Source organism: Paenibacillus taichungensis (assembly GCF_050994985.1).
GTDB lineage: Bacteria > Bacillota > Bacilli > Paenibacillales > Paenibacillaceae > Paenibacillus > Paenibacillus taichungensis.
In genome coordinates, this window is the sequence record NZ_CP194720.1 from 597,695 (window position 1) to 611,890 (window position 14,196).

Below are 14,196 nucleotides of genomic sequence, written 5' to 3' on the forward strand. Positions count from 1 at the left end.
ATATTTATAGGGGAGAGAAAGAAAAATCTAACAAGTAAATTACTGGCAGGTGAATGGGATTGGTTCAAAAGAAGCAGAAGGACAGTGGGGAAGAGTTGACAACACCCGAGAAGGTTAAGCCCGAGAAGGTTCAGAAAGTGAAGAAAGAAAAAGGTGTTAAAAGTAAGACAGGGGATGCTTCAAGCAAAAAGTCTTTTACATTGAACTCAGGTAAGCTGAAGTCGGGGTGGAACAAGACAAAAACCCAATTGAAAAAGCAGAACTGGAAAAATGTTGGGGGAACCACGTTTACACAGATTAAGAAGGCTAATCCGGTTAAATCGGTAGGCGTTAAGCTGTTTTTGGTCTTTTTTGTAGGAATCATGTTTTTTGTTATTGGTTTAGGTCTATTATCCTATGCTAAAGCCAAAGATACGATTGAGAAGAATGCATCCCGATCAAATCAGGAAACGATTGAACAAACCAAACAAAAAATGGACATTATCCTGGAACGGTTTGTAGACACATCTACACAAATTTTCTTCGATCCGGAAATGCAGTCTTTGCTTCAAAAAATGTCTGATAAGAATTTGTCAGCATATGATACGTTTGTGAATTCAAGCTCCATCAACAAACAATTATCGAATATTGCTTTTACGAATAAATCTATGGAAGCGATTTATCTTGTGCCTACAGACGAAACAAGGTCTACCATGGGCACAGGTAGCAGCAGTTCTTCCATGGGCGACATTCGGAATGAGAGCTGGTACGACGAGCTGGTACAAGCAGGTGGATATCGCTGGCTTCCAACGGAAGTCAAAGAGGATGGCAGCACACCAACGTTCCGAATTGCCCGTTCAATGAAGAACCTGCAAGGGACAACCCAGTCCTATGTGTTAATCATTGAATTGAAATTGGAGGTTCTGGAGCAGCAATTGAAATCACTTGACTTGGGTGAGGGCGCAGTCCTCCAGCTCATTGCTCCAGACAACAAGGTAGTAGCTTCAACGATTGCTGATCGTACAGGGAAAGATACAGATTTGGCATTTATAAAAGAGTTGAAAGAAAAATCCGGCAGCACGAATACGGAGTATACGGTGGATGGAAATTCAACCAATATGCTGGCTTCATACAGCACCATGGATACATCTGATTGGAAACTGATTGGGATGGTTCCAACTTCGATCCTGGTGAAAGATGCCAAGGGTATTCTTACACTGACTTTGTGGATGGCATTGATTGATGCCGTTATTGCGATACTGATCGGTATTTGGATGGTTCGTATGATTGCCCGCCCAATGGGCAAATTGAAAGATCTGATGCAAGAAGGTGCAAAAGGGAACCTCAAGGTGCGTACACCTTATAGCTCCCAGGATGAAATTGGCCAATTATCGGCTGCATTCAATCTGATGATGGAGCAAATTACGAAACTCGTGGAGCAAACCAACCGATCTGCACAGGAAGTATTGGATACTGCTTCTGAGCTAAGCAGTGCATCCAAGAAAACAGCAGTCTCTGCTTCAGAGATTGCCGTTGCCACTGAAGAAATTGCAGGTGGAGCAAGCAGTTTGGCAACAGAAGCGGAGCGTGGAAACGAATTGACCGACAATATCTCCCGTCAGATGGAGAGTGTGGTCGCCGCAAATGAACAAATGGGTGATTCAGCCCGCCATGTAGAGAAATCCAGTCAGACAGGTACACAGCATCTGAACCAGTTGATGACCAAAACACAGAAGACAGAAGAAATGATTGGTGCGTTGGTAAACAAAGTGGATTCCTTGAAAGAGAGCACATCCTCTGTTCTGAAGGTGCTTGACGTCATGCAGAATATTACCAAACAAACGAACATTCTCTCCTTGAATGCAACAATTGAAGCCGCTCGTGCTGGTACAGCCGGACGCGGGTTCATGGTGGTAGCAAATGAGGTTCGTCAGTTGGCTGAACAATCCAGACAGTCCATTGATATGGTCGGCGACATTACAGACAAGATTATGACCGAAATGAATGAGACGGTAGATCAACTGTCTGCAGCTTATCCATTATTTAAGGAACAGATGGATGCCGTAAAAGATACCAATGTAATATTTGCTTCAGTACAGCAACAAATGGGTGCTTTTGTTGAGAGTCTGAGCATGGTCACCGGCTCAATCGGAGATTTGAATCAATCTCAAGGTACGTTGTCCGAAGCGATGAGTAATGTCAGCGCAGTAGCTGAACAATCTTCTGCAACGTCCCAGGAAGTTGCCTCCTTGAGCAGTGAACAACAAAATATCAGCAACCAACTGGTGAATTTGTCAGCAAAACTAGAGAATGTATCGACAGAATTGAAAGATACATTGTCTCGCTTTACAGTCTAATTTGAACCTGTTTGCTTCATTTGAGAAGCCTGTCCCTAATAAGGGACAGGTTTTCTTGTTGTTGCCGAATAATTCCATTCCGAATAAAGAATACTATGCCAAAACGCTGAACGGGGTGTCCTGATGCATGTACAACTGAAGCGGCGCATTTATATTACATGTATTCTTCTTACGGGTTTGTTTATTTTGCTTATGATTCGTTTGGCTTGGGTTCAGGGCATTCAAATCAACCGCACGATGCCAGGATTTCAACGTACCGTTCGTGAAATGTCTGTATTGCAGCGAGAGCGTGGAGTGGTACTGGATACGGGACGAGGACAGTTTACCGATTATAAGGGTCAACCCTTAACAGGCAAGCTGGAATGGGGGTTGGTGCTTTTTCCGCATTCAGATCAAACAAGTCATGCATATCTATCCACAATGGCAAATTCGGAAGTTAAGGAATTGGCGGCTCTCTTACATACTGATGTGAAGTCGTTACAAAAGGAATGGAGTCAAGGAAACGCACCCCATTTCTGGACAGCAGGTGCCAAACAGCCGAGTACGTTGACCGATTCTCAGGTTGCCCGACTACGTGAATTGAAGGCAGACGGAGCGAGTGTGTATCCTCTCATGACACGTTATGGACAAGCAGCTACGGGCATGCAATGGTTGGGTTATCTTGCTGAACAGCCTGGGTTCTCGAATGTGCAGTCGGGTCACAAAAATGAGGTGAAGCAGCCTTTTGCCATGAAATCTGGAGCAGCTGGGTTGGAAAGAACAATGGAGCCTTTATTGATGGGCATTGGGCCTACCCTGTTAACACGCATGGTTACAGGTTCAGGAGAAGTTATTCCGAATATCCAGCCACGCGTGATTGCCCCCTCCAATACACACTATCCATTGCATGCAGAGACGACGATCAATATCGATGTGCAGCAAGGGATAGAGCAGATTGTGAAGAAGTCCGGAATGAAGGAAGGAGCTATCGTTGTGCTGGATGCAGCCAATGCAGACGTACGTGCAATGGTTTCGGCGCCGTTCTATGATCCGCAGCATGTGGACCCCAAACAAACGGCTTGGTCAAATCGTGCCGTGCAGGGGGCTGTACCGGGTTCCATATTCAAAATCGTTACAGCAGCGGCAGCGTTGGAATATCACGCTGTATCCAAAGGGGAGACTTTCCATTGTGGTGGTGAGTGGGGGAAATATGGTCTGTCATGCTGGAAGGAGCATGGACATGGTACATTGAATCTAGAGCAGGGATTTGCCGAATCCTGCAATATTGTTTTTGCTGAAACTGCTCGTCGGTTAAGTATGGAGCAGTTGGAACGTACGGCGGATGCTTTGGGATTGGCGCGTCCAGTTGGCTGGGAGGGGAAGCAGGTCGCAGGTATGTCGGTACTGCATCATTTTGATCACGAGGAAGCAGGAAGAGTGAGACTGCCATCCGTGTCTCCTCAGGATGAAGGAGCCAAGGTACAGACGGCTATCGGTCAGCGGGACGTTCTGGTGACTCCATTACAAGCGGCCAATCTGATCATTACACTCTTGCATGATGGCAAGGTGAGTGCTCCACGCCTTGTTCAGCGTATCCGATATGCTGATGGCGATACGATGCTGGATATGCCGATACATGATTCACCATCTTCAGCAGGACGGATCTCTCCAGCTACAGCGCATCAGCTGTTATCTTGGATGAAGAAGGTCGTTAGTGACGGAACGGGAAAATCCCTGCAACATGCACGGTGGCAGGTGGCAGGGAAGTCAGGCACAGCACAGGTACAGCAGCGCGGAGAGAAACGTAACCATCAATGGTTTATCGGGTATGGGCCTACGGAACATCCCAAATATGCTGTAGCTGTCCTTGTCCAAAACGTTGCTCCAAGTAGCCGTCATCAAGCAACGGCGATGTTCAGAAAAGTGATGGACTATTTAGCTGAATCCTCATAATTACCGGGAGGAGCAGGTTCTTGCACCGAAGGCTCAGCATTCATACCAGAGGTGGTGCTACCCGGTGTGTCCATCACTAATGGGGAAGATTCGAATTCATCCTTCGGCAAGTGAATCCATTGCTGGAGATATCCTTGTTGCAGTAGTTCTTTGAGCAGAATCAGCAGCACCGGAGACAATACCACACCGGCTAGGCCAAAGACGGAGAGCGAGATCAGCATAAAAGAAAGCATCAAGTAAGCGGAAGAGACTCCGATTGAATTACCCGATATTTTGGGCTCCAGCAATTGGCGTGTCAGCATGGTTACAGCAAGAACTACAATTAGGCCAATCGCAAGGCTGCTATTCCCCACAATGAACAGATACACAATCCACGGAATGAATATAACTGGAACACCCAGTAAAGGTACAAGGTCAAAAACGGCGCAGATGGCTGCGATGGTGAAGGCATTGGCAGTTCCCAGAATTAACAAGCCTGCATAAATCAATACAAAAGTAATCAGCATCATAATCATCTGGGCCTTCAAATACGAACGGATCGTCTTGAATACATGATTACGCATAAAATCAATAGCCAGCTTCAACGTTTTTGGCGTTTTGGCCCGGGCAAATTTCCGCCAGGATTCAATTTCAATGCTGAGAAAGAACGCGAGAATAATGGCAATCCCGAAATTAGTAATAAAGGAAGAAAATGAACTGAGAAAACCGATGACGAATTGCGCACCGCTGGTTACCCATTTGGAGAGGAATCCAGTCAGTGTAGCAAAATAGTCATTAACCTTATCGGTTATTCCGTCAGGTAAGGCATCAGACTTGTCCTGGATGAAATAAACCAGATTGGTGAATTCACGCTGAATCATCTCGATATAATAAGGGAAATTATCTTGCAAATTAGAAATTTGGGATACGATAATTAATCCCAATCCAAAAAAGGCAGCAACAATAACTGCAAGAAACAATAACACTGAAATGGCGGCACCCAAGGTTTTGGGCAATCCTTTGCGATGCAGAAATCTTGCCAGAGGTTCGATCATCCAATACACTATAAATGAAAGAAAAACTGGCGCAGCCAATTGATATAATCGACTGAAACCGTACATGATAAAGTACACGGTTAATACGAGCAGCGCAATGTCAAAGACGGTGCGCCCGTATTTTTTGTAAAGCGGCAGCATGGGCAGGGCTCCTTTATACGTCATTAAGGTAAAAATTAGGATGCATTTATTGTACACGATAGCTATCTTTTTGGGAAAAGAGGATTCAAGAAAAGGCTGAATTATGATAAAATTAAAGGCGGTTTATTTTGGTTAGTGCTATATTATGGCACGGTAATTCAGCAAGAGAAGCGGGGAGTTTGTAGCATGACAAATTTACTTCAGAGCATATTACTGTGGTTATTGTACATTTCATCGTTTTACGCCTTTATTCCGAGTTTAGTTAGCAGACTTTTCGGTTTTCGTGTGTTCAGGCGCGGGAGAAGTGAGACGGAGTTTTCCTTAACATTTGATGATGGGCCGGACCCGGAATACACACCCAGATTGCTTGATTTACTGCGTCAGTATGAAGCAAAGGCAACGTTTTTTGTAGTCGGCGAGCATGCAGCCCGTCATCCCGAGCTTATTCAGCGTATACATGAGGAAGGTCATCTTCTCGGAATTCATAATTATATTCATAAAACGAATTGGTTGATGCGGCCGCGTACGGTTCGAGATCAAATTCAACGAACAGGTCAGATTATTCAAGGGGTAACGGGGGTAAAAACTTGTTATTATCGTCCACCATGGGGCATTATGAATCTGTTTGATTTCTTCAGTAAAAAAGATCGCCGTATTATTCTGTGGTCGTCCATGTTTGAGGACTGGAGAAGCAGTGTGGGCGTTGAGAAATTGACGGAACGGATGTTGAAGGAGCTAAGGGGCGGAGAGGTCATGTTACTGCATGATCGAGGGACTACTCTAGGCGCTGATGCACACGCGCCGGAGCAGATGCTTCAGGCGCTCGAAGTCGTATTGCAGGAAGCAAACAGGCAGCATTTGCACAGTGTACGCATCGATACGTTGATGGGAGGCGTTACGGTGAGCGAATCTAAAAGTACAGGTCAACCACAAACACATTTATCACCTTGGAAACGTATGGTTGTTGCGTTATGGCTAGGCTGGGAGAAGTTGTTTCATTGGGTATACCATTTGCATACAGCATCGCCAGAGGACCCATTGTTACACTACCGCTCCCGCGTATATCATGGAGCATTGGTTGAAATGAATGACGGTCATGTGATTCGTAACGGAGATCCGGTTATAGAACTTCATTTTGATAATAAAAAGCTTTTCGATCTAGGTATGACTTCACGCTCAAGTATGCATCTGGCCATTCGCATGATTCGGGCCATGGAACAGCAGCTTCCTGATTTGGCCCGGCAGGTCGCACTTGAACCTGAACTTCGTTCAGCCAAGGCTCTATACGGTGTGAGTATGATTAACCGGGGACCGGAGAAATTTGGGTTTACGGTTCGGGAGTTAGCTCCTGGTCCGTTCAGTTCTGCATCCAAAGTATATCTGAAACTTCTGCTAAGCGTCATTCATCCGGCTGGAACGAAACGTCTGAAGCAGCGATCCGAACAATTGGTTCCCAAAATGATTGCCATGCCGCTTGATGTACTGCTGGATCGATATGGTCAGCACGCAATGGTAGCAGCGACAGTGGAACAGTCCTCAGAGGAATTGTTGGTTCCTGAACAGGATTTTGTACCTGAACGAAACTGAATGCGAAATAAATAAAGAAAAGGGTTGCCCTTCGCCGAAGTCGGCTGAAGAGCAACCCTTTATTTATGTTTCCGATATAGAAATTCACCGGATATCTCATACTTGAATTAGATACTCAGTACGCCGCCGTTGCTTGCATTCGTTACCAGTTTGGAATAACGAGCGAGGTAACCGGTTTTTACTTTCGGCTCAAAGCCTTTCCAACCTGCGCGACGACGTTCGAATTCTTCGTCACTGATATGCAATTCAATGATGCGGTTGTTCAGATCAAGTTCAATGATGTCTCCTTCTTCAACAAAAGCGATTGGACCGCCTTCAGCAGCTTCCGGAGAGATATGTCCGATACTGATTCCGCGGGATGCCCCAGAGAAGCGTCCGTCGGTGATCAGACCTACTTTGGCACCAAGGCCCATACCTACGATCTGAGAAGTAGGAGCGAGCATCTCAGGCATACCTGGTCCGCCTTTTGGTCCTTCATAACGGATAACAACAACATGTCCTTCTTTTACTTTGCCGTTCGCAATACCTTCCAGCGCTTGTTCCTGGGAGTCGAAGCAAATAGCAGGACCTTTGTGATATCCGCCAACCGAAGCGTCAACAGCACCAACCTTGATGATGGCACCTTGAGGTGCAAGGTTACCAAACAATACAGCCAAGCCGCCTTTTTCGGAATGCGGGTTATCCAGGTGATGGATGACATTTGTATCTTGGATTTCCTGACCTTCAACGTTCTCACGGATCGTTTTACCTGTTACTGTGATACAGTCGCCATGAATTGCACCTGGTTTCTTGAGCAATTCGTTCAGAACTGCACTTACGCCACCCGCATTGTGAACATCTTCGATGTGAAGATCGGAAGCGGGTGCCAATTTGGCCAAGTGAGGAACGCGGTTAGCAACTTCATTGATTCGCTCGATTGGATAATCAATGCCTGCTTCATGAGCCAGTGCCAATGTATGAAGTACCGTATTCGTGGAACCACCCATAGCCATATCCAGTGCAAAAGCATTGTCGATGGCTTCTACAGTAACGATATCGCGTGGTTTCAGATCCATTTTGATGAGTTCCATCAGTTGTTTAGCAGATTGTTTAACAAACTCACGACGCTCAGGAGCAACAGCCAGGATGGTTCCGTTACCTGGCATAGCCAGTCCCATCGCTTCAGCCAGACAGTTCATGGAGTTCGCGGTAAACATACCGGAGCATGATCCACATGTTGGACAGCCGAACTGTTCAAGTTCAAGCAAGCTCTTGTCATCGATTTTACCAGCTTGATAAGCACCTACGCCTTCAAATACGGAAGTCAGGGACAGAGCTTTACCGTTGCTGTCACGACCTGCCTTCATTGGACCGCCGCTGACAAACACAGTAGGGATATTACAGCGGAGTGCGCCCATCATCATGCCTGGTGTGATTTTGTCACAGTTCGGGATACATACCATGCCGTCGAACCAGTGTGCAGATACAACGGTTTCCACGGAATCCGCGATAATGTCACGGCTTGGCAGCGAGTAACGCATACCAATGTGTCCCATGGCGATTCCGTCGTCAACTCCGATGGTGTTGAATTCGAATGGAACGCCACCGGCTTCACGAATAGCTTCCTTTACAATTTTACCGAATTCCTGCAGGTGGACATGGCCGGGCACGATATCGATGTAAGAGTTACAAACGGCAATAAATGGTTTGCCAAAGTCCTCTTCTTTAACGCCCGCTGCGCGGAGCAAACTGCGGTGCGGTGCACGGTCAAAACCTTTTTTGATCATATCGGAACGCATCTTCTTGGCTGACATGGTGTATTTCCCCCCAAATTTATAATATTGAGCAACATGAATGGAAATATAAATGGCAGTGCATCTGTCGTTTAATTTCATCCGTACTCTAAAAAAATAGACCAGTGATACTGGTTTCGAGCTTCCCGTAGTTTGCGAAGTTCTTTGCTGCTTTAAACCCGTGAACAACCCGGTTTTTCTATAGAGTCTATCACAACCGTCGTCATATTTCTACAATTCAATAGAAAGAAGCTTCAATCCATTAGTGGAATGAAGCTTTCTTGATTTTGATGCACTGCCTCAAGTGATCTTTCACCGCTACCCATGGGGATTGGCTAACTACTCCCGCCTTTGCGGCCAATCTCCCGATAGAATTCTTTATTATGAGTGTCGGAAGTTGCTTCTCCACCCTTACGTCCAATTTCCTTATAGAACTGAGAATCGTGCGCATCTGAAGTCGCTTCTCCACCTTTTTTACCTATCATTTGGTAGAAGCTCCGATCATGTTTTTTGGAGGTGGCCTTGCCACCTAATCTACCCGCTTCCTCGCGACTCATTTTGTGTTCAGACGTCTGTGGACGTGCCATTACAAATCACTCCTTATATCATAAGTAGATTGTTGTAGCGCGTATTCCTACTTACCACATAATTTCCAGCCTGAAACAAGTTGATGTTGATGAAAAGGAGCAGGATTACAGTTCATCTAAACCAGGATGCTGAACGTTTTAATACCCCCTGACGATTGAAGTGAAAGCGGGCAATATCTGGCTCAATGAGTGGCCGAAAGGCATGACGGACGGCTGGGTGGGCCAGCGTTATAGCGAACAATAACGCAATGGAGACAATTACCGGAATGTACAAGCTGGTCTCCATATAGTTGTAAACCCCGGACCAGACCGCCAAGCGAACGAGAAATCCATGTAAAAGGAACACATACAGAGTGCGTCGTCCCAAATCAGTCAATCTGGATGTTAATGAAGGGACCCATGCGAGAAATAATGCTCCTGATCCAATTTCAAGTGCATAGATTCCAAGTCGGTAAATTCCTGCAAACCACTCATGATGTCCGAGCTCTGCGTATGTCATGCTTCCCAGTAACCAGCCTGGTGAAATGTTGAGCCCTCCAAGTCCAATCCAACCAAGAAGAGCAGCAGATAACGTAGCTGCAATTCTTCGGCCCCAGCCGGATCGCAAATGGGAGCGGATGGACGCTCCGTAGTCATACCCGATAACAAAGAAAGGAAGAAATACAAACGTTCGGCTGAAGCTCAGCCAGAAACCGTCAATGGGCAAATATCCGGCACATACTCCCAGCATCACGGCACCGAGTAATCTATAGATTGGTTTCCAGGAGAGTGTAAGACGAAGCAATAGCCGCCAGCAGAAATGACTTGCCAGAAACCAGAGCAATAGATAAGGTGCAAAGAAAGAAAACCGCATATGCGGTGTGTGGAATACGGTGTAATCCATTACTGCATATAGAGACTGAAACAGCAGGTACTGTAATGCAATTTGCTTAAGCACATTGCGGCCAGAAGTACCTTTGAGTGAATGTCTGGCAAAGTAGCCAGTTACCCATACAAATAGCGGCATGTGAAACGTATATATCCACAGAAACATAGCCTCTGCTCCTGCAAAACGTGTAATGATTGGTTCAAGAGCATTGCCCGCTAGTACACAGACAATGAGCATAAAGCGTAAGTTATAAAAAAAGGAATCCTGATCGTCGTGAATGATGGTCGGTTTGTTCATGTTGTAGCCCTCCTGATAACCCTTGGCGATTGCAATCTGGTACTGTAATAAGGGTAATATGGATGTGTAACATTAATTGTGATATATTTCACATGAGAAAGCGCTATCCTTTCTCAAAGCTGTGACAACAAAATGAACGCTCCGGGATTGACAACGGTTGCATAGAGGCTGACAATGGGGAAAGAAGATGAGAAATTGTAAATATAAGGAGGGGAGAATTCATGTCGACGAATACCCGCCCTAGCCCGGAAATTGTTACGTTTGGCGAAAGCATGGGTTTGCTGACAGCAAAGGATACAAGAGGTCTCGAATATGCAGCGACATTAGACAAATCATTTGGGGGCGCGGAGAGTAATCTGGCGATAGGTGTATCCCGACTAGGGCATACCAGCGGCTGGTTTGGCCGCCTGGGTAATGATCCGATCGGTAACATGATCTTGAAGGCTATTCGTGGTGAAGGTGTAGATGTATCCAGAGCAAGGATGAGCGACAAAGAGCCCACCGGTTTGATGATTCGTGAGAACGCTTCCGGGAAAGCCTCGGTGCACTATTATAGGAAGCTATCCGCTGCAAGTGCGATTACCCCTGAAGATCTGGACACGGATTATATCGCGGGTGCGCAAATCCTTCACGTTACAGGCATCACCGCAGCAATAAGCGCGTCGGGACTTGCTACTGTTGAAGCTGCTATACATATAGCTAAGCAGGCTGGTGTGAAAGTGAGTTTTGATCCTAATCTGCGTCTTAAACTGTGGTCAGCTGAAGAGGCTCGTCCCGTACTGCTTCGTCTGGCTGAGCAAGCGGATTATTTCTTGCCGGGTCTGGATGAGATGAAACTTCTGTATAACGAAGAAGATAATCAAAAAGTACTTGAGCGGTTGTCAGCCATGAATGCAGTCTGTATCGTGAAGGGCGGCCCTGATTTGACCTACGTATTGGTGAATGGTACCCTAACGGAAGTTCCGTACTTCAAGGCAGATCATGTCTTGGATACGGTTGGGGCAGGAGATGGATTCTGTGCGGGCTTTTTGTCCGGCCTTATCAAAGGATATTCTCCGCAGGAGGCGACCCGTCTCGGGAATTTGACCGGTTCCATGGTAATACAGGCTGTTGGCGATTGGGAGGCGCTCCCGACGTGGGAGCAGGTCGAGGCCAAGCTGAACAATGTAGCTCATGTTGAGCGCTAGTCGCTGCTGATATCATATATGTCTCATCTTCGTTCTTTAATGTAAGGCTTGTAATAGACAACCACATTGACAAGGGAGAGAATGAAATGAAGAAGCTTCAGCTGCTACAAAAAATAACGGACAGTGGGGTTGTTGCGGTTCTGCGTGCAGATTCTGCTGATCAGGTTATCGCCATGGCCGAACAAGCCATCGCGGGTGGCATCAAGATTATCGAGATTACGATGACTGTGCCTAGTGCCCTCAAAGCCATCGAGAAATTAAGCCGTGTATACCATTGGAACACACAAGATCCAGAGAAATTTGCCATTATTGGAGCTGGAACGGTGCTTGAACCCCAGACAGCGCGTGCCGCGATTATGTCAGGGGCCGAGTTTGTTGTGGGTCCTTCCCTGAACCCGGACACTGTGAAAATCTGCAACCTGTACCGGATTCCGATTCTTCCAGGGGTGATGACCATTGCGGATGTACAACGTGCATTGGAACTTGGCGTGGATATTGTGAAGTTGTTCCCGGGTAATCTCTACGATCCGTCCATTATCAAAACGATGAAAGGACCTATGCCACAAGCGAATTTTATGCCGACCGGTGGGGTGTCCTTGTCCAATCTAGGTGACTGGATTAAGGGAGGCGCTGTTGCTGTAGGTATTGGCTCGGACCTTACAGCGGAAGCAGTGAAGACGGGGGACTTGAGTCATGTTCGCCGCAAAGCGGAACAATATATGGATGCATACCGCAAGGCCAAGGCTGAATAGCGATGAATGATGTAGAAGGGGAGCCTCAGGAATGAAGGCTCCCGTTCTGCAAGCCGCTGCACCTGCGGAAGTGCAGAAAGGTGATGAACGTTGAGAAACCGATATAATACAGGGCGCAAGAAGAGGGGCATCGGGAAATTCCTGCTCGTTCTTCTGGCGCTCATTGTCATTGGGTGTGGGTTTGTGGCCTGGAAGCTGTTTACGCCTTATGGACCACAAGAGATGGCTCAGACAGCCATGGAAACTGCAAATCAGGTGACTGTAACTGAAAAAGACAACTGGATTGATTTTGTGCCGGACAAATCTGTTGGGGTGAGTGTTATTTTTTATCCAGGTGGACTGGTTAAACCGGAAAGTTATGCACCTCTTGCCCATGAGCTTGCGGCAGCAGGACATCATACTATTATTGCGAAAATGCCGGTTAATCTGGCGGTACTCAAGCAGAATCTCGCAGATGATATTATTACAGCCTATCCGGATGAACAATTTGTTATGGGAGGGCATTCTCTTGGTGGATCGATGGCGGCACGTTATGCGGCTTCCCATCCAGATGCACTTCAGGGCATCTTTTTCCTCGCATCTTATCCGGATGAAAAAGGCAGTGTGAAGTCACTGGGGATACCCGCGTTATCCATACTGGGTACTAATGATGAAGTGGTGAATGCCACAAAGTATCAGAATGGTCGGGCATATTTGCCAGAAGATACGGTGTATTACACTATCGAAGGTGGTAACCATTCGCAGTTTGGTGACTATGGCCACCAGAGCGGTGACGGTGAAGCTGGGGTAAGTGAAGAGGAGCAGCTGTCCCAAACGGTTAAAACGACTGTAGGTTGGCTGGATACAATCAAGTAGGCTGCAAGTTCAACGGTGAAAGGGACTAATCCATAGCAGGCGGAAACTGGAGGTGATACGTATGTCCATGCTGCAAATCCATGGTAAGCAAGTTACCTGCCGAGGCATTCTTTTTGATAAGGATGGAACGCTGCTGGATTTCTTACAGCTATGGGGACCGTGGGCGGAGTCTTTGCTGAATCAGTTGGAATCACAACTGTCAGAGCTTGGTGCCTCGTTCACGGTAGAGCGTGAGCAAGTTCTCGGTACGGTCCGCAATCGCGAAGGTCAGCTGATCGGATATGATCTTCAAGGGCCTTTAGCTATTGCCACGGTGGACGAGAGCAACGGTTTGCTTGCTGGGCAGTTGTATGCCGCAGGCATGCCGTGGAACGAAGCAATCACTACGATTCGCCATTTTTCCAGTGTCGCCATGGATGAGGTACGGCAGAGAAAAATGGCTGAATCGCTGCCAGGATTAAATGCATTTTTGCAGAGCTGTCAGGAAGCATCGATTCCGATGGCAGTGGTCACTTCGGACAGCACAGCTGCTGCCGAGGAACATCTAGAGTGGATGGGCATCCGGTCATATTTTACATCGATTGTTGGCAGTGACCGGGTGACTCGGGGCAAACCGGATGGAGAGGCTGCGGTTCTCGCTTGCCGGGAATTACATATTCTTCCTGAAGAGGCTGTTGTGATCGGTGACAGCAATGGAGATATGCAGATGGGACGTAACGCAGGAGTGTCCTGTAGGATTGGCTTCTGTCCAGAAGTCGAGGGAAGCCACTATTTATATGACGCCGATGTCATTATCCAAAATTATGATGAGTTAAAAATCATCTCTGAACGTTCCTCACAGGGGTGAT

10 protein-coding genes and 1 pseudogene are annotated in these 14,196 nt (G+C 46.8%); 7 read left to right on the plus strand and 4 right to left on the minus strand.

Annotated elements, in window-relative coordinates; translation table 11 throughout:
- Positions 1-53: 53 nt before the first annotated feature.
- Positions 54-2,336 (plus strand): methyl-accepting chemotaxis protein, encoded by a 2,283-nt coding sequence (locus tag ACR1R9_RS02830; protein WP_076287771.1) that lies wholly within the window; start codon positions 54-56, stop codon positions 2,334-2,336.
- 123 nt (positions 2,337-2,459) lie between these two features.
- Positions 2,460-4,268 (plus strand): peptidoglycan D,D-transpeptidase FtsI family protein, encoded by a 1,809-nt coding sequence (locus ACR1R9_RS02835; RefSeq protein ID WP_433921812.1) that lies wholly within the window; start codon positions 2,460-2,462, stop codon positions 4,266-4,268.
- On the opposite strand, the gene ACR1R9_RS02840 is transcribed toward ACR1R9_RS02835, so the two are convergent.
- Positions 4,247-5,443, minus strand: coding sequence for an AI-2E family transporter (locus tag ACR1R9_RS02840; RefSeq protein WP_076287773.1), 1,197 nt, complete (start codon positions 5,441-5,443; stop codon positions 4,247-4,249). The genes ACR1R9_RS02835 and ACR1R9_RS02840 overlap by 22 nt on opposite strands.
- 186 nt (positions 5,444-5,629) lie before the next feature.
- Between ACR1R9_RS02840 and ACR1R9_RS02845 the strand changes: the two genes are divergently transcribed.
- On the plus strand, positions 5,630-7,030 hold the full coding sequence (locus tag ACR1R9_RS02845; protein ID WP_076287774.1) for a polysaccharide deacetylase family protein: 1,401 nt from the start codon (positions 5,630-5,632) through the stop codon (positions 7,028-7,030).
- Positions 7,031-7,137: 107 nt separating this feature from the next.
- Here ACR1R9_RS02845 and ilvD read toward each other — a convergent pair whose 3' ends face one another.
- The 3 genes and pseudogenes from ilvD to ACR1R9_RS02860 all read right to left on the minus strand — a co-directional run bounded on the left by ilvD (position 7,138) and on the right by ACR1R9_RS02860 (position 10,554).
- Positions 7,138-8,823, minus strand: a complete 1,686-nt coding sequence (gene ilvD / locus ACR1R9_RS02850) for a dihydroxy-acid dehydratase (protein WP_076287775.1) — start codon at positions 8,821-8,823, stop codon at positions 7,138-7,140.
- Between the two features lie 317 nt (positions 8,824-9,140).
- A pseudogene (locus ACR1R9_RS02855) lies at positions 9,141-9,389 on the minus strand (KGG domain-containing protein); the annotation flags it as partial.
- A 112-nt stretch (positions 9,390-9,501) separates the two neighbouring features.
- Positions 9,502-10,554, minus strand: coding sequence for an acyltransferase family protein (locus ACR1R9_RS02860; protein ID WP_433921811.1), 1,053 nt, complete (start codon positions 10,552-10,554; stop codon positions 9,502-9,504).
- A 221-nt stretch (positions 10,555-10,775) separates the two neighbouring features.
- On the opposite strand from ACR1R9_RS02860, the gene ACR1R9_RS02865 reads away from it, so the two are divergent.
- The 4 genes from ACR1R9_RS02865 (at position 10,776) to ACR1R9_RS02880 (ending at position 14,195) form a co-directional block, all read left to right on the plus strand.
- Positions 10,776-11,741 carry a sugar kinase gene (locus ACR1R9_RS02865; protein WP_433921810.1) on the plus strand — a complete coding sequence of 322 codons (966 nt, stop codon included), beginning with the start codon at positions 10,776-10,778 and terminating at the stop codon, positions 11,739-11,741.
- Between the two features lie 86 nt (positions 11,742-11,827).
- A complete protein-coding gene (locus ACR1R9_RS02870; protein WP_063566860.1) occupies positions 11,828-12,493 on the plus strand; it encodes a bifunctional 2-keto-4-hydroxyglutarate aldolase/2-keto-3-deoxy-6-phosphogluconate aldolase in 666 nt (221 codons plus the stop codon).
- Between the two features lie 90 nt (positions 12,494-12,583).
- Positions 12,584-13,348 (plus strand): alpha/beta fold hydrolase, encoded by a 765-nt coding sequence (locus tag ACR1R9_RS02875; RefSeq protein ID WP_246318225.1) that lies wholly within the window; start codon positions 12,584-12,586, stop codon positions 13,346-13,348.
- A 61-nt stretch (positions 13,349-13,409) separates the two neighbouring features.
- On the plus strand, positions 13,410-14,195 hold the full coding sequence (locus tag ACR1R9_RS02880; RefSeq protein ID WP_433921809.1) for an HAD family hydrolase: 786 nt from the start codon (positions 13,410-13,412) through the stop codon (positions 14,193-14,195).
- Position 14,196: the final 1 nt, after the last annotated feature.

Bases quoted from the DNA above. Each gene is read 5' to 3' on its own strand.
- ACR1R9_RS02830 (WP_076287771.1), top strand. From the start codon at position 54: ATGGGATTGGTTCAAAAGAAGCAGAAGGACAGTGGGGAAGAGTTGACA.
- ACR1R9_RS02835 (WP_433921812.1), top strand. From the start codon at position 2,460: ATGCATGTACAACTGAAGCGGCGCATTTATATTACATGTATTCTTCTT.
- ACR1R9_RS02840 (WP_076287773.1), bottom strand. From the start codon at position 5,443: ATGCTGCCGCTTTACAAAAAATACGGGCGCACCGTCTTTGACATTGCG.
- ACR1R9_RS02845 (WP_076287774.1), top strand. From the start codon at position 5,630: ATGACAAATTTACTTCAGAGCATATTACTGTGGTTATTGTACATTTCA.
- ilvD (WP_076287775.1), bottom strand. From the start codon at position 8,823: ATGTCAGCCAAGAAGATGCGTTCCGATATGATCAAAAAAGGTTTTGAC.
- ACR1R9_RS02860 (WP_433921811.1), bottom strand. From the start codon at position 10,554: ATGAACAAACCGACCATCATTCACGACGATCAGGATTCCTTTTTTTAT.
- ACR1R9_RS02865 (WP_433921810.1), top strand. From the start codon at position 10,776: ATGTCGACGAATACCCGCCCTAGCCCGGAAATTGTTACGTTTGGCGAA.
- ACR1R9_RS02870 (WP_063566860.1), top strand. From the start codon at position 11,828: ATGAAGAAGCTTCAGCTGCTACAAAAAATAACGGACAGTGGGGTTGTT.
- ACR1R9_RS02880 (WP_433921809.1), top strand. From the start codon at position 13,410: ATGTCCATGCTGCAAATCCATGGTAAGCAAGTTACCTGCCGAGGCATT.